The sequence below is a fragment of the Bacillus sp. WC2503 genome (genome assembly GCF_052682895.1).
Genome location: NZ_JBQYMD010000001.1, coordinates 1,790,844 through 1,810,942, shown reverse-complemented (window position 1 = coordinate 1,810,942; position 20,099 = coordinate 1,790,844). Strand labels below are relative to the sequence as shown.

Sequence of the window (20,099 nt, the reverse complement as noted above, 5' to 3'; positions counted from 1 at the left end):
TATTAAATTTAATTTCTTAATATTAAAATTTATAAACTTGTTCTTCGAGTTGATTTGTTACATTTTTTAGTCGTCTTAATGTATCTTTTTGAGACTGAGTGTTATTAGTATCAACTTCAGTCGATAATTTTGTAATACTATTACTTATTAAATTCAAATCCTCTTTATAACGTTTCATTAGCTCAATTTCCCCATCTACTTGATTAGCAAATGTATGCAAATCATTTTGCATGAAAAGAATCATTGATTTTTGTAAATCTGCTACTGTTAATTTAGTTGTTAATTCATATAATTTCTGATTTTGTTTCTCTAAATCATTTAAATATGCTCTTTGCTCTGCTGTTAGTTTATTAATTTCGGCAAAGGTACTATATGTTTTTTTAATTTTTTCGGGATCAATCACTTTCATAAGATCATACTCTTTCGTTTTTGTAACTGCAGCTGCAGCAATTTCACCTTTTTTACTTTTCTCTATCGCTTCACGTGCTTCTTTTTTTGCAGCTTCAATTTCTATAGCTGATTTTCTCTTTTCTGTTGCTTCCTGCTCTGCTTTCTTCTCTGCTTCTACAATAGCATTGTTTATTTCTTTTCCTTTGTTATACGCCACTACTGCGGTTTGAGCAGCCGGTTCAATGATATCTTTTGATAGACTATAAATTTCTTGGAATACCTTTAGCCCTTGTTCATTTAAAGCTCCTGGTAATAATGCTATTTGCTGTAAATCATTTTGAATTGATTTTTTTGTATTTAGCATTTCATTTTTTAATTTGTCTATTTTTCCTGTTCCCTCTAAACTAAGTACACTTTGTGCTTTTACCACATCTGTATCAAGATTTTTCAGTTTCTTATCTACCTGTAGTTTAAGATCTGTTAACTCATTAATCTGACGTTGCACGTTTTCTTGGTTTGTTATAGTCATATCTTGAAGAACTTCCAGTCTATCTAAAAACCCTTCTTTATCTTCCTTATTATCTACAAATCCTTTTAATGTTGGATAATAGCTATTAAATTTGGTTGCAAATCCTTTACTTTTTGAATTTAGTAGAATTAATTTTGGATATAGTTCTGATGACCACTCTTTCATATCTTGTTTAATTAGAAATTGAGTTGTATTTAAAGATGGAACTTCTTCAAGTTGCACATTCGGATTTGCTAAGGCTCCATCTATAAAGGTTTGTGTTAATTTGGAGTGTGCACCTATTTTTCGTAATGCTGAGGATATATCTATATTTTCTTGTTTCGTTTCTGCCTGAACGGTTGGCGTTGCGAGAGTATTCATAGGAATAGTCGCTCCAGTAACGATTGATGTTATTAAAAATCCTGTCATAATTTTATTCTTCATTCCGTACACCTCTTCACTATTGTTTTTTACAGTTTTAATCGTAAATGTTGTACAACATAACGTTAGGATTTCTTCACACATACTTGAGGTTAGAGATTTTTTCAAAAAAGTAATTACATCTCGTTTTTTATTTATTTTTGAAAGAATATAAGGACCTTACTTCCCCCTCATTTTAAACACTATGTTTTTCATAAGTAAACCAGAAAATCGCTTTTATTAAATTTGATTTTTCAGATATTTATTATTCAAATTATAAAATATTATATTTAAAAAAGTTAAATCAAATTTCATTTCATAAAGTGAAATAATTATACTATGATAATTAAACATAAAAATCCTTTTATTCCCTAAAGCCTATATGAATCCCTCATCCGAAAATAATTTCAATATAATTTAATAGTGATTGACGCATATGTGTCTTTTAGATGGATATGTAAAATTACATATCCATCTAGGAGTAACTAGCATACATACGCCAAAAATATTATTATCGTATAAATAATATTTTTGTTACTACGAACATCACAGGAGAAAACTCCCCTCATGCACTTTTTAACGGATAAATTATCCATAAAATAACAATATTTGCTTATTTACTTACTATTCATTATAGGAATACAAAAAAGCGATTCTTTTCACATGAAAAGAATCGCTTTCTAGGTTCATATTTTCAATTACGTTACATAAAGAATTGAGGAATTATCATTTAAGAGACTTAACTATCACTTCAGTTGCCTCTGCAATTAGTTGATTATCATAGGTAGCCTCTTTCTCATCTTTACTAGATAAAATTGCGATGATAATAGGTGCTCTATTTGGCGGCCATACGATAGCAATATCATTTCGTGTACCATAACTTCCAGCTCCTGATTTATCTCCAACTATCCAGTCAGTTGGTACGCCTGCACGAATAAGTTTGTCTCCTGTAGCATTTCCTTTCATCCACTCTGTAAGAATTTTACGTTTTTCAGCCGGAAGTGCATTTCCGACCGTAAAAGCTTTAAGATTCGAAGCAATTGCTTTTGCTGTACTAGTGTCACGAATGTCTCCTGGAATAGCTTCGTTTAATTCTGTTTCAAAGCGATCAGACATAGTAACCCGATCCCCGATCTGTCTAAGCGCTTTTTCATATCCTTTAGGTCCGCCTATTTTATGAAATAAAATGTTCCCTGCAGTATTATCACTTGAACGAACAGCAGCCTCAGCAATTTCTCCTAGTTTCATTCCAGTATCTACATGTTTCTCTGTAACAGGTGAATAATCCACTAAGTCTTCTTTCGTAAATTTTATGACTTCATTTAATGTATCAATTGAGTTTTGCTGTAGTAATACTCCTGCCGCTAAAGCCTTGTAGGTTGATGCGAAGGCAAATCTTTCGTTATGTCGATAAGAGATTGTTTGATTTGTACCAGTATCAATCGCATATACACCTAATCGAGCATCAAATTTTTTCTCAAGTTGAGAGAACTCTTTATGCGTCGCCTGATTTTTATGTTTCACTTGTCCAGTCTTTTCCTTCGCTTCAACTTGCAATGCCCCTCCTGTAAAAGCTTCTAGACTTGTAACACTTAAACCTAATATACCAACGCACATTCCTATTTTTAGCATCCTCTTGTTTTTCAAAATCATCATTCCTTTCAAATTTTCAGCACCTTTTTATACGTACACATAATAGACAATCACGGAACCAAATTTGTTCCATAAACCGAAAAAAATTTATAGCTAGTATGAGAGTTATTAACAAATAAGAGATAGTAGCTATGATCGCCGCTATCTCTTATTTCACATTTCATTTTTTTACTTATAAATGGCTTTATATAAACAGGGTCTCTTCCCTGAGAAAAGTACTCTAATTTTGCTTAGAACTATCTGTATTAGTAGCTTCACCATGTATACGTTGCTTTTTTAAATCAAAGTATACATCTAAAACTTCCTTTCCAATTATAGAATTAATTCCACTTTTATCATCATGAAGCCATGGGACTACTATAGAAAATGCTACTTCTGGATTATCATATGGAGCATATCCAACTAATGTTAAATTGTAACATTCCATACGTTCTCCTTTTGCATTTCTACCAATTGGATCATCTCCTCCATATACAGTTTGAGCTGTCCCTGTCTTTCCTGCTGGTTTATATGGAGCATTTTTGAAATGTTTCACGCCAGTTCCATCACCTTCTTGGAATACCCATCTAAACCCCTCTTTTATCCGATCAATATGTTCTGTCTTCATATCAACTCGATTTAATACGACAGGCTCTATAGAGCGTATAACTTTGCCAACCTCTTCTTCTTTTATTGATTGTTCTCGTATTTCTTGTACAATTTGAGGTTGCATTCTATAACCGCCATTCGCAATTGTTGAAATATATTGTGCCAATTGCAATGGCGTATACGTATCATACTGACCGATAGAAAAATCTAGTAAAAACCCAGGTTGACTATCTACCGTTCTCGTTTGTCCGGTTATTTCATTCGGTAAATCAATACCTGTTGGGACACCTAAACCAAATTGTTTAAAATAATAGCGCATCGTATCAAATGCTTCTTGTTTAATATCCAACGTACCATTTGGTACGTAATTAACCCCTGCGATTTGTAAGGCCGTTTGGAACATGTATACATTCGAAGATACTTGTAAAGCTCTTAAATCATTAATATTACCAAATCCAGATACATTCCATGATTTCTTAGCTTGTGTACCTTTAAATTTCATGGGCGCGTCATAAAATTGATCTCCTGGATGTATTGCCCCTGTCTCATATCCAGTTAATAAAGTAGCACCTTTTACAGCTGACCCTAGCTCATACGAAGTTGTCATGTTACCTAAAGCCAAATCCTCAATCTCTATTTTCCCTTCTTTTTCTACAATCTTTTTGCCTGCCATAGATAAAATCTGTCCATTATTTGGATTCGTCATGACGACAAAAGCTCGGTCCAACAGTGGCTCTGAACTCTTAAAAGCTCTCAAGTTTTTCTCTATACTTTCTTCCACTTTTTTTTGTAATTCCATATCAATCGTTAATGTTAAACTATTACCACTTTTTCCTTTAGAGATTATTTCTGTGCTAACAATATTTCCGGATTTATCAGTAATGTTTTTCACTTCTTCTTTTGTACCGTGTAATGCATCTTCATATCGTTGTTCAATATAGCTTTTTCCTACACGATCATTACGGTTATATCCACGTACCAAATAAGAATCTAAGTTTTCTTTCGGTAATCCTTCTTCACTGCTTGTAATATTACCTAACACGGAACGAAATAAATTACCATTTACATAATTACGTTCCCAATCAACCGTTGCATCTACTCCCGGAAACTCCTCAAGCTTTTCACTTATCCGCGCATACTCTTCATCTGTTACGTCTTTTTTGATAATTTGTGGTGTCAATTGATAACCTGCATTCATTTTGCTTTTAATAGCTAACACCTTTAAATCTTGTGCTGTTAATTCTGCCAATTCTACTTCTGTAACGCGACTTCGTCTTAAGTCATCAATTTTTTTATCTAACTCTTTTCCCTCTATTCCCTTTTCTTTAAACTTTTCTATATCTTTTTTAGTAATCTTTGTCTCTGCACGTTTCTTATTCAACTGCATCCAGAAATCTTTTTTATCGATTTCGGTTAACTTACTTATATCTTGTTCAGGCATTTCAAGTACTTTCGCCAAGTCTTTTGCTGTTTTTAAAATATCTTCACTCGTAATCCCCTTCACCCTTGTATACGTAATTGTGCGAAGAGATTTATTATTAACGACTGCTTTCCCTTCTCGATCTAGAATTTGTCCACGTGGAACGGGTATACTAGTTGTTTCATTTTGACTGCTTTCCACTTGGTTCTTATAAGCCTCTCCCTCAACGATTTGTACTTTTCCTAGCTGCATAATAATGGCTGAGAATAGTAGAAATATGCAAAGGAACATTATATTCAATCGTATAGATATATATGTCTGCAGCTTCTTTTCTTTTTGTTTTTTCATAAACCCTCCATATAATTCTTCCGGAACTCCTCACTAATACTTAGTAAATAAATACGTTCCCTATATATTAGAAACCACCATTCAGTTATAAATAGTGCCTTATCTTTTTTTATACATCCTTGTAAGCGTCAAGTCCCTTTCGTTTAGCCGCGTAATTGATACATCTCCTTTCCTGTTTTCTATCTTTTTTTATCACTTGCATTAGAAATGCTAAACTGTATAATGACTCATATTAAGCTTACACATAGACTTGCTAGTAACTTTTCATACTAATTATTCCTTTCTTCATGCTGTAATACTTAATAGACAACCTAAATAATAAAATTGTTCCACATTTACAAAAAAAATAATTAACTATAAGATGAAATAGGCTACATAAGGGAGGGTTATATGTTACATACAAAAAGATGGAGATTTTTTGCAGTTCTTTCTATTGTAGGTTTGATTTTACTACTTTTAGTAAAAATCAACTTCATTTCAATTACTATCGCAACTTCTTCAGCTGAAAGAGGAAAAATTTTTGATCAAAATGGTGTAATACTAGCTACAAATAAGAAAGTTAAGTCTCTATATTGCACTTCTAATGATGAAAAGCTATCAAATCAAGATACATCAAGCACATTAGCTTTTTTTAATCAATTTTCAAACGAGTTTCAACATGACATTTCTGCAGAGGACGTAAAATCACACTTACAACAATCTTGTAAAAAGCAGACTATGAATGATATACCGTTATACTCTGACATAAATGAGAGTGAACTTACATTCATAAACAAGAACAAACCCGATAATGTAATAATTAAAGATGAATGGATTCGATATTATCCTAAACACGAAATTGGTTCACAGCTAATTGGGTATGTAAAAAATGACCTTAATTCTAAGTATGGACCTGTTGGGAAAAGTGGGATTGAGCTTCAATATGAAAATGATTTAAAAGGAAAACCCGGAAAAACTCTGATTTTTAAAATGAATAATAAAAAGTTCTCATGGAACATTCAAAAAGTACAAAGAGGAAAAGATGTCCGGCTAGCTTTAGACTCGAAATTGCAGCAAAAAACTGAGGAAGCATTACGATCTCAAATTAAGAAAACACATGATGCTAAAGCTGGTTATGTTGTAGTAACTGATGTAAAAACTGGCGCAATTTTAACTATGGCCAACTCGGCAGTTTTTAATCCAAATACATTATATACACATGTATCATTTAGAAATGAAAACATTAAATCACTTTCGCAAAATAAAGCAATTCAAAAATTAAAGTATGGTGAATATTATGTAAATATGGCCTCTACTATAAAGCCACTTACTATTTTAATTGGATTAAACGAAAAGCTTTTTCAACCTGAAGATACTTATTTAGATAAGGGTACTTTTCAGTATGATAATCAAAATAACATTACGAATGCACCTGGAACGCCAACAGGTGAGATTACACCAAGGCAGGCTATCATTAATTCATCTAACACATTTATGACTGCAAAAGTAGCTCTGCCCTTATTCAACCAAAATAATGGGAATATAGAAAAAGTGGCACATATATGGACAGATTATTTAATGCAATTCGGCCTACGTTCTAAAACCGGGATTGATTTACCCTTTGAAGAAGACGGACAATATGAATTCCATCCATCTAATAAGTTTGAAAATGGAATCTCCGCTTTATTAAATGCCTCTTGGGGAGGAAATGAAGTGCATACCCCTCTTCAACTCGCTCAATATGCAGCAACTTTGGCGAGTAAAGGTGATAAATATAAACCTCAAATCGTAAGTGCTATTATGAGTCCAGACGGTAAGGAAACAAAAAAGTTTAAACCAATTTTAGAAAGCTCAAATCGTTATCCTATGAAGTTTTGGAGTGTCGTGCAAGGCGGAATGAGTCAAAATATAGAGGAGATTAAAAACTTATCCTTTCATGTCGCAGGTAAAACGGGTATTACAGGTTTTCCGAATGAGCAAGAAAAAATGATAAATCATTCTCTTTTCATTGCATATGCTCCTACTGAAGATCCACAAATCGCCATTTCTGTCGTTATTCCTGGTAGTAATTCAGAAAAAAACATCGCTGCTCTCGTGACATCAGAAATTTTAGCGTCTTGGCATACACTTCAAAAAGAAAATAATAATAAAGAGGAAGGTTCATTAAAGTGAACCTTCCTCTTTTACCAAATAGAATCTATATTTATTATTTTCCATTCACCATTATCATTCTTTTCGAACATAAATGAATACTTAATATCAGTTAAAACATACTCTTTTTGCACATATCCAGTATTGCCGTTAATTGTCGATATTTTTATATATCCATCATTTTGCACTTTTTCTGGAATCCAAGCTTTTACCATTTCATTAGATACTTCATATAAAACTTGTGATTCTCGTTTTGGTTCAGCTAAAATTTTTGTTTTATTTCCAGTAACCGTTGCATATATAAAATGCGCTTGCTTTGGTTGGTTACTTTCTGTCAATCCACTTGGTACTTTGTATACTTTTTTTGTATCATTTGCAAATTCTCCCCCCATTGTAAGAGCGACTTGCAACTCATGAAAAATGTCTTCATCAAACTTCAATTTATCCTTTTTATAACTCTTCCCTTTAAATAGAACTTCATCATTGAATGCTCTATACAAATCATTTTCATTTTTTGAATTTGTGCTTTGATATAAATCATTCATAAATTGTTTTAATGATGGATCTTGAGCAGACTCATCTTTTGTTTTCGGCTTAATTTGAGTACTACTTTGTACCGGTGATTTATTGTCATCAAGCCAAGGTTGTTGAACAATAAAAAATAACATAGTACAAACCAAAACAATTGCAACAGGCAATGCTTTTTTACGAAATGGTCTCTTATTTGTTACAGAATCTACTTCACTATTTTGATATACCGATTGCTTTATTTTATAAATAAATTCTTCTTCATCTTTCCGATGCTCCATTGGGCCTTTTTTCAATTTACTATACCAGTCAGGACTTTTTTTACTGTTCATCACTACTACCCTCCCCTATTAGTTTTGAAACTTTACTTCTCGCTCGACTTAATCTAGATTTGACTGTTCCAATTGATACACCTAATGTTTCAGCCATTTCTTCATAAGATAATTCATATTTCGCGTCCAATATTAGTATTTCACGGTGTTTTTTAGGTAGTTTTAATACAACTTCCCACACTTCATTTAGTTCCTCTTGCTTAAAAAACTCTTGTTCTGCCGAGGCAGACTGCTTATCGTCACTAAAAAACCCCACTAAAGATATCCTTTTAAAATAAGAGGATTTCAAATAGTTTATTGCTGTATTTCTTGTAATTTTTAATATCCACGTTTTAATAGATGACTCCTTTCGAAATGAATGCCAATGTTTAAAAACCTTTATAAAGACATCTTGTGTGATGTCATCTGATAAGTGTGGATCTTTCGTAATAATAAATGAATAATTCCATACATCTTGCCAATAGTCTTTAATAACATAGTCAAGCTCATCATGATTACATTTTTCAATAAACTTCTGTTCCATTTCCACACCTCAAACTTATTTGAATAAACATAAAACTTCCCTCACTTTTAATATGGTTTCAATATATAGACATGATACAAGTTTCATTTGTTCCATTGTTTATCTTTTTTTGATAGAAGAATTCTCCTGAAAAATGTAAAGGTATGCAATACATTTCATTACTCAATCACCTTTACATTCTTTTTTATGACAGGCTCTAAAAAACAAGTAATGCATACAATGTTAAAAATTTACTCGTAAAAATCTGATTATGATTTTTTAAATTTCACGCAACACTCGATTTGTATCACCTATTTTTTCTTAGAGCATACTTATTGGTGTGCTCTATTTATTTTTTTCTAAATAACTCTTTTATTAAAGTTTAAAAGCACCCTCGTTTGTCTATTTCAATTTGTTCTTCTCTTATATTTACTATTAACAATACCAAGATTTCAAATATGAAAATAAAAATGAATAAGTTTTTTATCACCAGCTGTATTAGTACCTGTCCCAATCAGACTTGCACTTCCGACTGAATCCTCTAGTTTTAAATCAGTATTTAGGGCAAACTACCAATCAGCCCGTACTTGCAAACAATGAAAATGATGCGCTATCAACTTTCTAGAGCCACATTAACATAGAAAAAGCATTCTCAATTAGGGAGAATGCTTTTTTTGAAACTTAATTGTTCTTTATTTTTCCTAATTTATACCTTTGAGTTAGGCATACATATAATAAATGTAGTAATAGATTTCACCTTATACTTAAGTGTTATTTCTGAAAAATATGTTTTATTTTTTCGCCTGGAACGTTACTCCCCCCTCTTCCTTTTACATCTTCAATCATCATGGTAACAATCATGTCTGGTGCATTTGCATCAAAAGCTGCAAACCATCCAAGTTCTTTTCCGTCTGCTTCTTTCGACTCCTTCAGTTCCGCTGTACCGGTTTTACCAGCAAGAGTTACACCATCAACCTTTGCAATTCTCCCAGCACCGTCAGGGTCATTAATGACTTTTATTAACGCGCTCTTTACTATCTCTTGATTCTTTTTAGAAAGCACATTTTCTTTCCAATTCCCCGCTACTTTTGCTTCTTTTAACAGATGAGGCGACGGAATATTCCCTTCATTCACAATCGGTGCATATGTTAATGCTAAATGAAGTGGCGTCATTAATACTTGTCCTTGTCCATATCCCGTGTCTGCTAGTTGAATATCATTTTTTATCCCATCTTTTGCAATTGTTGAAATAGGAAATTCGTATTCGATTGGTAATTTTTCATGAAATCCGTACTTCTTAAATTCATTTACATACTGTTCTTTCCCCATTTTCAAAGCTTGTTGAGCAAAATAAATATTATCAGAGTACTTCATTGCCTTTTCAAAATCAATTGGACTAGCTTCCTTCACACGTGTTACATAATAATTTCCCCACGATGAATCTTTTGTCCACTTTAATCCTTGAATTTTAAATTCTTCTTTAGGATTTAATGTTTTCGTTTCCAAACCAATTGCACCTGTAATCGTTTTAAATACAGAACCTGGTACAAATGCTTTTGTGAAGCGATTCATCATTGGCAGTTTCGAGTCGTTATTCCATGCTTCTCTTTGGGCTTTTGACGCTCCTCTAACTATTATATTTGGATTATAAGCAGGGCTACTTACAAGTGCGATTGTTTCACCCGTTTTAGGATTGACCGCTGCACTAGATCCTGCTTCATTTTTCATCTCATTAAAGATTTTTTCTTGGATTGCAGCATCAATTGTTAACGTAACATTTTCCCCTTCTTTCGCTTCTTTTTTTGCTACGTTTTTAATCTCTTTCCCGTTCTCATCTTCCATAAATACGCGTCCACCCTTTTCACCACGCAATTTATTCTCTAATACTTTCTCTAAACCAGTCTTACCCACTAAATCATCTGCTTGATAACCTTTTTTTTGAAGCGCTTTTAACTCCTCTGCATTCACCTTTCCTATATATCCTGTTAAGTGTGCCGCTGCTTCTCCTAATGGATACGTACGAATATTTACTGGGCGAGATGAAACTCCTTCTAATTCAATATAATCATTCTGTCTCGTTCCCTCTTTTAAAATACCAATTGGTACAAAGGAGTCTGGTTTTATCCATTTCGCTGCGAGCTTCTGATCGATCTCTTCTATAGACATATCAAGTAATTGTGCTAGTATTTCTTCCGTTTGCGCTGCAGTTTCACCTAGTTTCTCTGGAATAATTCCAACCTCAGACGCTTTACCATTCGTTGCAAGCCCTTTTCCATTTCGATCATATATTTCTCCGCGTTTTCCTTGTTCTATTTGCATACGTACTTTGTAATCTTTTTTCATACCTGGGAAAATGAAGTCTGGCGTCCAATCTATTTTCCAAGATTCCTTTTCTTTCACAAGTTCTGCTTCATGGATGAATGAAACTGTTCCTCCATCCGTATCCATTTTAACTTCAAAAAGAAAACGTTCTTTATCTTCCGTATTCTCTCCTTTCGTTTTAATTTTTAAATTCTGAACTCCAATACCTTCATAGATTTTTTCATATTTCTCGGTGAAATCCTTTTTAGAGATCGTCTTTTTTGCATGTTCTGATAAATGTTCATACATATTTGCAAATTTTTTATCATTCCATAAATTAATATATTCTTCAAACGCCTGTTTTGGCGGTTCGTTTTTATTACACCCTACTAACATAACTGCGAAACAAATGAAAAACAGCATCCATAATTTTTTCAATTCAATCTTCTCCCTTAGTTAAAAATGATGATTCCTTTCTTAATTTATTAAATAAAAAATGTTTCAACGCTTAATAGACAGTGTAAGTAATGACATTGTTCCATATTTACAAAAAAATTAAATTACGCTTAAGTTGCATTTGAAGAGAGAAGTTTGTAAGATTCAAAAGAAAAACCGATGAAAAGTATACCTTTCATCGGTTAACGAGATGCATACGGGAATATGATTCTAACTTTTGTTCCCTTACCTACCTCAGATTCTAGCTCAATCTTATGATTTAATTTTTCACATACTTCTTTAACAAGATATAATCCCATTCCCGTAGACTCTTTAAATTTCCTACCATTTTCTCCAGTATAAAATGGATTGAAAACACGTGGTAAATCAGCAGTAGGAATACCACCCCCATAATCTTTTATTTCCAAAATAATTGCTCGTCCTTTTGAACACGCCGATACTAATACTTTTTCTTTCTTACTTGATGAATATTTAATAGCATTTGACAGTACTTGATTGAGTATAAATCAAAACCATTTCTTATCTGTTTCTACAATAAGATTCGGCTCTACTTTTACCTCTGGATACACATAACTACGTATAAATAGATGTTTATTTTCATGAATAGCAGAATCAATCATTCCAAATAACTGCAATCTGTCCACATGAAAATCCTGTTCAAATGTTTCTAAACGAGCAACATATAAGACCATTTCTAATCCTTTTTTGATTTTTTTTTTGATTCTTTTCGTTTCTTTATTATTTATTTTTTCTTTAAAAGAGTTGCTCCTGCAATCCCTGGATGTGTCATTTCGAATGGATCTAGAATTAACTCTAAATCTTCTTGTGACAATACACCATTTTTCACACAAAGTTCACGAACGGATTGACCTGTTGCAATTGCTTCTTTCGCAACACGAGCTGCTGCTTCATAACCGATATGAGGGTTCACGGCTGTAATAATTCCTACACTTTTCTCAACGTACTCTTTTAAACGATCTTCATTCGCTTCAATTCCTTTTAAGCAATTATCTGTAAAGGCACGGAAACCGTTATTCATAATGCTAATAGATTGAAGTAAGTTGAAAACAAGTACTGGTTCCATAACATTTAATTCTAATTGTCCTGCTTCTGAAGCAAGGCAAATTGTATGATCGTTACCAATAACTTGGAACGCAATTTGGTTAATAACTTCTGGCATAACAGGGTTTACTTTCCCTGGCATAATAGAAGAACCTGGTTGACGAGCTGGTAACATAATTTCTGCTAAACCAACACGTGGACCTGATGCCATTAAGCGAAGGTCATTCGCAATTTTAGACATGTTCATCATACATACTTTTAGTGCTGCAGACACTTCTGTGTACGCATCAGTATTTTGCGTTGCGTCCACTAAATCTTCTGCACCAACAAGGGGTAATTCACTAATTGTAGCAAGATGTTTTACAACTGCTTCAATATACTCTGGATCTGCATTTAGGCCTGTACCAACTGCAGTTGCTCCCATATTTACTTCATATAAATGTTGACGTGATTGCTTAATACGTTTCATATCACGTTCAAGTACGCGAGAATACGCTTTAAACTCTTGTCCAAGACGAATTGGTACAGCATCTTGTAAATGCGTACGACCCATTTTAATAACATGGTCGAATTGTTCTGCTTTTAATTCAAATACATCATGCATATAACCCATCGTTTGTAATAAGCCTTCTAATGCATTTAATGTCGCGATATGAATCGCCGTTGGGAATGCATCGTTTGTTGATTGTGCCATATTTACATGGCTATTTGGACTAATATAATGATAGTCTCCCTTTTCCATTCCTAATAATTCAAGAGCACGATTGGCAATGACTTCATTTGCATTCATGTTCATTGAAGTACCCGCACCGCCCTGAATTGGGTCGACGATGAAATGATCGTGCCATTTTCCATCTAGAATTTCTTGAGCAGCTTCTGCGATCGCGCCGCCTTTATTCAATTCCAATCTACCTACATCTGTATTTGCAAGTGCTGCTGCTTTTTTTACAATTGCGAATGCTCTAATTAAACTTTCATGAATTTTGTACCCTGTAATCGGGAAATTTTCAACAGCGCGTAAAGTTTGAATTCCGTAATATGCCTTAATGGGTAATTCCTTTGCTCCCAAAAAATCCTTCTCCACTCGCATGTTCTTGTTTGTTATTGACATTTTAATTTCTCCCCCATATTAAATGTAAAACCTAAATAAATCATATGAAGTTATTACCAATCCTTATCAGATTTTATTGTTAAATCGTAGGCTAAAGGCTCTTCAATAATTTTTTTAATCTCTTCTAATTTATTAGTTTTTCCAAGCGTCCACATCAATTTTGCTATGATGGCTTCCGTATTCATATCTCCAGATAATATTACTTGATGTTGCGCCACTTTCCGTCCTACTTCATAGAGAAGTATGTCTTCTCCTTCTTCCAGGCATTGAGTAGTAATCACTACAGCAATCCCCATTTCAGTCAACTCTTGAATTTTCGAAAGCAAGTTCCTTCCTTCAAAAGGTAATCCACCGTTACCAAAACTTTCAATAATAATCCCTTTATACAAATCTTTTAAACAATCAAATATCTCTGACTTTGTACCTGGATACAATTTCATAAGAAAAACGTCCGTACATAAATTAGTATCTATTGAAAGTTCATTATGTGAGGAAGTTGGCTTCCAATGATATTTCACTTCATCTTCATTTACCTCAGCAACATATGGATAATTCACACTTTCAAATGCATCATAACTTTTTGTTCGCATTTTTACTGCTCTCGTCCCAATAATCACCCTACTATCAAAAACAATAAACACACCGCCCACATCCTCACAGGCAAATCTAAGAGCATCAGCTACATTTTTCTTTGCATCTGTCTTTTTAAAACTAATAGGTACTTGTGAGCCTGTTAAAACAACTGGTTTTCTTAAACCTTGAAGCATATAAGATAACGCAGAAGATGTATAAGCTAACGTATCCGTTCCATGTGTAATCACAAACCCGTCATAGTCATCATAGTGATTAAAAACAGCATTAGCTATTTCTTTCCAATGCTCAGGTTGCATATTGGTACTATCAATATTCATTAAGATTTTGCAATCTATTTCTAAGTTTCGGGATGACCTCGAAAAATAATTCAATAATTCCTCAGCGGACAATCCTGGAACAAGCCCTTCATTCCCCTCCACAGATGCAATTGTCCCACCAGTTGCAAGTAATAAAATTCTCTTCATACACAACCCCTCCATAAAATAAACAACGATATATCGTTCGCGAAATGCGTATTTATACTTATCATTATAGAACTTAATTTGAATTAATCAAGCTTTCGTATTCAATACGCGTACTTTTTTTCTGTTCTTGATTCTTTTTCTATGTTATAATTAATTTAATAAAATTAGATGGGGTATGAGACGAATGCTGGAACGTTTATCTGAATTAAGAAAAAATCAAAGATGGTCCTTACAAGAGACAGCAGATCGACTTGGGATTGCGAAAAGCACCTATGCTGGTTATGAAAATGGTTATAGATTACCTTCATTACAATCTTTATCTAAAATAGCAGATTTATTTGATACGTCTGTAGATTATATATTAGGTCGAATTGAACATTCACATCAAAACAAAGATGTAATTGATATTACAAGACTCCTAAACGATCCAGATTCAACACTTTTAATAGATGGAGAAGTACTTTCAACAGAAGAGATAATTGATTTTATTGCTTTTGTGAGAAGTAAACGAGAACTAAGTTCCAAGAGAATAGAAAATATTGAATCAACATTTGAAAATTGATTAACTAAAGAACGAAGACACTGCACTCTTTAAACTTAGAAATACTTAGATAATTAATTTGTAAACGGTTTATATAGGATTAGCTTGGGGGAATATTATTAATCCGAATTCATTTTATCAACTTCATATTTATAAATTACATTTTATTATTTTATATATGAAAAATATTCTTCCCCAAAAACTTCCATGCCAAGAAAAATCGCGGAACTACACTGATTGATCTAGTACTTCTCTCCATGCAGTTCATGCTGGCAGCACGTGCACATATGTATAATCCAAATCCAATCAGAGGACATGACAAGGAAAATAGCAATGCATTCTTTCGTTTGGAAAAAGAGCGCTATGCATCAGTTCTACTTCTATCTTTTGATATAGTAGCCGACGAAGGATATGCTTCATATCTTCTCCCTGTTGATAGAATTGCAAAATGGAAATAGTATAAAATTTATATTAAGGATTAAAGGAGACAGAATAGCATGGAAATAATCACAGCTCTTTTAGTAGGAATCGTAGCATTAGAGCATTTATTTATCATGATTCTCGAAATGTTTTTTATTAATTCAAAAGTAGCACAACGCGCTTTCAAATTGCCGAAGCATTTAGAAGGAGATCGAAACGTAGCCATTATGTTTGCAAATCAAGGTTTATATAATGGGTTCTTAGCAGCTGGCCTCATTTGGGGACTTATACTTGGAAACAATCCCATTGGTTATATGATTCAATTATTTTTCATCATTTGTGTGGTGGTAGCAGCTATTTTCGGAGGTTTCACATCCAATAAATCAATTATCGTGAAACAAGGACTCCCCGCTATTTTAGCGCTGCTTGCCCTTTTATCTGTCATATAAAACCAAAGCTTTTCAATAAAAGAACTCATTTTTGAAAAAATCGCTATTCTTTCTGTAGATTCATAGGAAAGGATGGCGTTTTTGTATGTCTATTTCTGTATCGAAAGAATTTGAAAGTATAACAGATTTCAAACAAGAATTAGCAAAGTATATAGAGTGCTATAAGCATGAAAGAATCAAGGGAAAATTAAAAGGTATGAACCCAGCATTGTACTAGGCTCATATCCCAGAGGCTATCTAATAAACCGAATCCTCTAACTTTCGGGGGGCACAGTCTAGTTGAAGTGCTAAAAGCAACGAATTTACTATTTTAAATTTAAGTGTTTAACCTTGAAGTACTTAAATTCTTTTTTCCAGATAAAGCATACATTATATCTTGATGTTTTATTGTCCTCTTATAATTATGTGGTATCGGGAATTTATTTCGGTGTTCTTTTATTATAATTAAAGTTTGAAGTTCTATGCTCAATACTTTTGCGAGGACATGATAGTTATATCCATTGTTTAACAGAGAAATTATGTCATAAAACATAGTTTTTCCACCCACTAATTTTACTAATCTATTCTTTAACTCATCCCTTTTTTCTTTAGCTTCATCAATTTCTAACAACATAGATTTTTTATTTGTTTGCTTAATATATTGATTATATAACTCTGGGAATTCTTTTTGGACTTCTTTGTTTAATACTGGTTTATATTTAATCATATACGTAACTTGTAACAATGAGCGTTTTAACAAACTATCTTCAATGAGATACGCTACTTTATTAAATAAATGTACATATTCCTTAATATTGGAATAACTATTAAAATGAGCTAACACTCTACTTTTTATACTAAAAGCCTTGCCTACATAAATAATATTGTCATTATAATCTTTAATGAAATAAATACCACTGTAAAATTTTTCCAATTTATTATCCAGTTCTTCTAGACTCATAAAATGCAATTCACTCATACTTCTCCCTCTCCTTAGCAGTTTTAAATCGTAAAAAACAAGCAAGGTTTCTAAAAAAGTACTTAGCTGCCCTAGCATCTCTTATTTTATCTCTTGCTAAATTTCAAAAAACTGTTTCTATGTTACTCAACTATCAATATGATTATTAATAAAATTTTCGATCGTTATTATCTCGCAATTTTATCTTGTAATTTCGAGATCGTTTCCTCATTTAAATTACTGTGTTTTATTGAGTAAAGGAAATATATTACTACCCCAATAGTAATCCAAATACTAAAGTACACCCATGTCCTTAACGGTAAATTTAGCATTAAAAACACACAACATACAATTAAAACGCTTGGTAATACAGGTACAAAAGGTACCATAAATCCACGTTTTAAATTTGGGTGTGATTTACGGAGGATAATAACTGATAGACAAACTAACGCAAACGTCACCAAACTACCGATATTAACTAAATTAACTAATTCTTTCAAGTCAATAAACCCAGCTATTATAGAGCTCCCTATTCCTGCCAATCCAGTTATAAAAGTGGGTGCTCCAGTTTTCTTATTAACTTTCGCAAATGATTTCGGTAACAATCCATCACGACTCATTGCAAAGAATACTCGTGTTGCCGCATACATATTGGAAAAAATAACAGCCATAAGGCCAATTACAGCACCTGCAGCAATTGCACCAGCGACTTTTCCTTGTCCTACAACTTCCATTACATAAGCCATCGCCTCAGGAACATTTAATTCTTTATAGGAAACCATTCCTGTCATAACAAGACATACCATTACATAAATAATTGTACATATGATTAATGATGCGATAATACCGATGGGAAGATTACGTTTCGGATCTTTTACTTCTTCTGCTGAAGTTGCTAATATATCAAAACCCGTAAAAGCGAATAAAATAGCTGCTCCACCCGTAAAAACTCCACTTAAGCCGTATGGTGCAATTGGTACCCAGTTCATTGGTTTTACATAGAATATACCAACTGTAATAAACAACAAAATCATTCCAATTTTAATCAATACCATTATATTATTGATTCGTTTACTTTCCCTCGTACCACGGGATAACATCCATGCTAATATCAATGTAATGATTACTGCTGGTAGATTCACAATACCACCATGTGAAGGAATCGTTACTAGAGCTTTAGGTATCTCTAATCCAAATCCTTTTATTAAATTGTGGAAATAGCCTGTCCATCCAGCAGCGACAGCCGCTGTTGCCACAATATATATTAACAGTAAAGACCAACCTACTAGATGAGCAACAAACTCACCAATTGTTGCATATGAGTACGTATATACACTACCAGATGCCGGGAGCGCAGAAGAAATTTCTGCGTAACATAATGCTATAAATCCACATATAATTGCTGCAAGTACAAATGAAAAGATAACTGCTGGACCAGCATCTCTTGCTGCTACTAATCCAGTTAACACAAGAACCCCCGTTCCAATTATCGAGCCTACCCCTAACATAATTAAATCAAATGCTCCTAATGTTTTCGTTAAGGTCTTGCTTTGATTATGCTCTAACAATTGTGTAACGGATTTCTTTTTTAGTAAATTACTCATATTTTCTGTATCCCCTTTAAAATAAGGTTTGTTCTTCTCGTTAGTGTTGTATATAAATTTACTTAGTTATTAACTAGCCTCATAATATTTCTTTTACATTAAATAGATTTGAAATATTATATAAATTCGCTTCTCACTTACTAGTTAAACTAGACATTTCCATAGATTTTTGCGTACAACGTTTCATAGCTGAAATGATAGCTGTTCTTAAACCTTTTTCTTCTAGCGTTACTACAGCTTCTATCGTCGTTCCACCTGGAGAACAAACCATATCCTTCAATTCACCTGGATGTATTCCTGTTTCCAATACCATTTTTGCAGAACCTAATACAGCCTGAGCCGCAAATTTATAAGCTTGTTTTCTCGGCATACCGCCAAGTACAGCAGCATCTGCCATGGCTTCTATAAACATATACACATATGCTGGAGAAGAACCACTAATAGATGTAACAACATCCATTAGTTTTTCATTTACGACCTCCGTCTGGCCAAAAATATTAAATATGTTCAGTACCTCTTTTATATCTTTTTCTGTAACCATTTCATTAAAACATAACGCAGACATTCCTTCTCCAACAAGTGCCGGTGTATTAGGCATTACTCTAACAACTTTTAACTTTCTACCAAATTCATTCTCAGTGCTCTTAATACTTTTTCCTGCAGCAATAGTTACAACGATTACATCATTTTTTATTTGATCTTTTATTTGGTTAATTACCGATGAGTATAAATCTGGTTTGATCGATAAAATTAAAATGTCAGCACTGTTAGCGACTTCATTGTTGTTAGTAGTTATAGTTATGCCATATTCATTACTAGCATTTTTTAAATTAATGACATTTAAATCTGAACAAATTATTTGATCTGGAGAAACTATATTTTTTTTAATCATCCCACCTATCATAGCAATACCCATGTTTCCACATCCGATGAATCCTATTTGTTTATTCATAATAATTTGCTCTTGCTCCTTCTACTCTAAATTTTATTGATTTTGAAATTATTATTCTAAATAAGGGCTATTACAATTACTGGGTTTATCAATAGAATTTAAAAATTCTCCTTCCTATATAGAGCTTACATATACCTCTAATAATTACTTATTTTCAAAAATCCCTTCTATTTGCACTGCTTTCGCTTGCACTTCAAACTCCCTCCTATTCAACCTAGTAAAGGATATATAGCGATTCCTCTTTTTTTCCTAACGTTAAATAAAGCACCAATAGTAACTGTTGTTATCTACTTTATAGCGCAAAAGAAATGCATAGGATAAAGAGAAACTTTAATCAGTGGGGGTTTTGTTCATCCCCCACTGATTATTAGTTGAACCAATCGGGCTTT

At 33.1% G+C, this 20,099-nt stretch carries 14 protein-coding genes and 3 pseudogenes; 5 read left to right on the top strand and 12 right to left on the bottom strand.

Annotated elements, in window-relative coordinates; all coding sequences use genetic code 11:
* Positions 1-22: 22 nt before the first annotated feature.
* From hblC to ACUN26_RS09250, 3 genes are all read right to left on the bottom strand, one after another.
* The gene (gene hblC, locus ACUN26_RS09260; RefSeq protein WP_000791010.1) at positions 23-1,342 is read right to left on the bottom strand and encodes a hemolysin BL lytic component L2; all 1,320 of its coding nucleotides are present in this window, start codon (positions 1,340-1,342) and stop codon (positions 23-25) included.
* Between the two features lie 702 nt (positions 1,343-2,044).
* Positions 2,045-2,971, bottom strand: coding sequence for a class A beta-lactamase Bla1 (bla, locus tag ACUN26_RS09255; RefSeq protein WP_033657364.1), 927 nt, complete (start codon positions 2,969-2,971; stop codon positions 2,045-2,047).
* 220 nt (positions 2,972-3,191) lie between these two features.
* Entirely contained in the window at positions 3,192-5,327 is a 2,136-nt protein-coding gene (locus tag ACUN26_RS09250) for a peptidoglycan D,D-transpeptidase FtsI family protein (protein ID WP_000744253.1), read from the bottom strand.
* A 390-nt stretch (positions 5,328-5,717) separates the two neighbouring features.
* Here ACUN26_RS09250 and ACUN26_RS09245 point away from each other — a divergent pair, with 390 nt between their 5' ends.
* A complete protein-coding gene (locus ACUN26_RS09245) occupies positions 5,718-7,478 on the top strand; it encodes a peptidoglycan D,D-transpeptidase FtsI family protein (RefSeq protein ID WP_000903349.1) in 1,761 nt (586 codons plus the stop codon).
* An 11-nt stretch (positions 7,479-7,489) separates the two neighbouring features.
* On the opposite strand, the gene ACUN26_RS09240 is transcribed toward ACUN26_RS09245, so the two are convergent.
* The 6 genes and pseudogenes from ACUN26_RS09240 to ansA all read right to left on the bottom strand — a co-directional run bounded on the left by ACUN26_RS09240 (position 7,490) and on the right by ansA (position 14,807).
* On the bottom strand, positions 7,490-8,317 hold the full coding sequence (locus ACUN26_RS09240) for an SH3 domain-containing protein (protein WP_001086158.1): 828 nt from the start codon (positions 8,315-8,317) through the stop codon (positions 7,490-7,492).
* Positions 8,307-8,840: an RNA polymerase sigma factor gene (locus ACUN26_RS09235; RefSeq protein WP_000435491.1), complete on the bottom strand. Its 534-nt coding sequence runs from the start codon at positions 8,838-8,840 to the stop codon at positions 8,307-8,309. The genes ACUN26_RS09240 and ACUN26_RS09235 overlap by 11 nt, the downstream gene beginning before the upstream one ends.
* A gap of 750 nt (positions 8,841-9,590) precedes the next feature.
* The gene (locus ACUN26_RS09230) at positions 9,591-11,558 is read right to left on the bottom strand and encodes a penicillin-binding transpeptidase domain-containing protein (RefSeq protein WP_000737731.1); all 1,968 of its coding nucleotides are present in this window, start codon (positions 11,556-11,558) and stop codon (positions 9,591-9,593) included.
* Positions 11,559-11,758: 200 nt separating this feature from the next.
* A pseudogene (locus ACUN26_RS09225) lies at positions 11,759-12,289 on the bottom strand (ATP-binding protein); the annotation flags it as partial.
* Between the two features lie 29 nt (positions 12,290-12,318).
* On the bottom strand, positions 12,319-13,749 hold the full coding sequence (gene aspA / locus ACUN26_RS09220; RefSeq protein ID WP_000028978.1) for an aspartate ammonia-lyase: 1,431 nt from the start codon (positions 13,747-13,749) through the stop codon (positions 12,319-12,321).
* Positions 13,750-13,802: 53 nt separating this feature from the next.
* Complete coding sequence (ansA, locus tag ACUN26_RS09215) at positions 13,803-14,807, bottom strand: asparaginase (protein WP_000821711.1); 1,005 nt, start codon at positions 14,805-14,807, stop codon at positions 13,803-13,805.
* A gap of 184 nt (positions 14,808-14,991) precedes the next feature.
* On the opposite strand from ansA, the gene ansR reads away from it, so the two are divergent.
* The 4 genes and pseudogenes from ansR to ACUN26_RS09195 all read left to right on the top strand — a co-directional run.
* Positions 14,992-15,369, top strand: a complete 378-nt coding sequence (ansR, locus tag ACUN26_RS09210) for an HTH-type transcriptional regulator AnsR (RefSeq protein WP_000893561.1) — start codon at positions 14,992-14,994, stop codon at positions 15,367-15,369.
* A gap of 188 nt (positions 15,370-15,557) precedes the next feature.
* Positions 15,558-15,806, top strand: a pseudogene (locus ACUN26_RS09205) (nitroreductase family protein); the annotation flags it as partial.
* A gap of 39 nt (positions 15,807-15,845) precedes the next feature.
* A complete protein-coding gene (locus ACUN26_RS09200; RefSeq protein WP_000402873.1) occupies positions 15,846-16,217 on the top strand; it encodes a DUF1304 domain-containing protein in 372 nt (123 codons plus the stop codon).
* Between the two features lie 103 nt (positions 16,218-16,320).
* Positions 16,321-16,434, top strand: a pseudogene (locus ACUN26_RS09195) (IS3 family transposase); the annotation flags it as partial.
* A 99-nt stretch (positions 16,435-16,533) separates the two neighbouring features.
* On the opposite strand, the gene ACUN26_RS09190 reads toward ACUN26_RS09195, so the two are convergent.
* The 3 genes from ACUN26_RS09190 to proC form a co-directional block, all read right to left on the bottom strand.
* Entirely contained in the window at positions 16,534-17,175 is a 642-nt protein-coding gene (locus ACUN26_RS09190) for a hypothetical protein (RefSeq protein ID WP_001292183.1), read from the bottom strand.
* A gap of 167 nt (positions 17,176-17,342) precedes the next feature.
* Positions 17,343-18,758 (bottom strand): amino acid permease, encoded by a 1,416-nt coding sequence (locus tag ACUN26_RS09185; RefSeq protein WP_000067437.1) that lies wholly within the window; start codon positions 18,756-18,758, stop codon positions 17,343-17,345.
* Positions 18,759-18,891: 133 nt separating this feature from the next.
* Positions 18,892-19,710 (bottom strand): pyrroline-5-carboxylate reductase, encoded by an 819-nt coding sequence (proC, locus tag ACUN26_RS09180; protein WP_001041296.1) that lies wholly within the window; start codon positions 19,708-19,710, stop codon positions 18,892-18,894.
* Between the last annotated feature and the right edge of the window lie 389 nt (positions 19,711-20,099).

What these genes read in the sequence shown, in the direction of transcription:
- ACUN26_RS09250 (WP_000744253.1), bottom strand. Translation starts at nt 5,327, where the DNA reads ATGAAAAAACAAAAAGAAAAGAAGCTGCAGACATATATATCTATACGA.
- ACUN26_RS09240 (WP_001086158.1), bottom strand. Translation starts at nt 8,317, where the DNA reads ATGAACAGTAAAAAAAGTCCTGACTGGTATAGTAAATTGAAAAAAGGC.
- ACUN26_RS09185 (WP_000067437.1), bottom strand. Translation starts at nt 18,758, where the DNA reads ATGAGTAATTTACTAAAAAAGAAATCCGTTACACAATTGTTAGAGCAT.
- aspA (WP_000028978.1), bottom strand. Translation starts at nt 13,749, where the DNA reads ATGTCAATAACAAACAAGAACATGCGAGTGGAGAAGGATTTTTTGGGA.
- hblC (WP_000791010.1), bottom strand. Translation starts at nt 1,342, where the DNA reads ATGAAGAATAAAATTATGACAGGATTTTTAATAACATCAATCGTTACT.
- ACUN26_RS09245 (WP_000903349.1), top strand. Translation starts at nt 5,718, where the DNA reads ATGTTACATACAAAAAGATGGAGATTTTTTGCAGTTCTTTCTATTGTA.
- ACUN26_RS09190 (WP_001292183.1), bottom strand. Translation starts at nt 17,175, where the DNA reads ATGAGTGAATTGCATTTTATGAGTCTAGAAGAACTGGATAATAAATTG.
- ansR (WP_000893561.1), top strand. Translation starts at nt 14,992, where the DNA reads ATGCTGGAACGTTTATCTGAATTAAGAAAAAATCAAAGATGGTCCTTA.
- bla (WP_033657364.1), bottom strand. Translation starts at nt 2,971, where the DNA reads ATGATTTTGAAAAACAAGAGGATGCTAAAAATAGGAATGTGCGTTGGT.
- ansA (WP_000821711.1), bottom strand. Translation starts at nt 14,807, where the DNA reads ATGAAGAGAATTTTATTACTTGCAACTGGTGGGACAATTGCATCTGTG.
- ACUN26_RS09235 (WP_000435491.1), bottom strand. Translation starts at nt 8,840, where the DNA reads ATGGAACAGAAGTTTATTGAAAAATGTAATCATGATGAGCTTGACTAT.
- ACUN26_RS09200 (WP_000402873.1), top strand. Translation starts at nt 15,846, where the DNA reads ATGGAAATAATCACAGCTCTTTTAGTAGGAATCGTAGCATTAGAGCAT.
- proC (WP_001041296.1), bottom strand. Translation starts at nt 19,710, where the DNA reads ATGAATAAACAAATAGGATTCATCGGATGTGGAAACATGGGTATTGCT.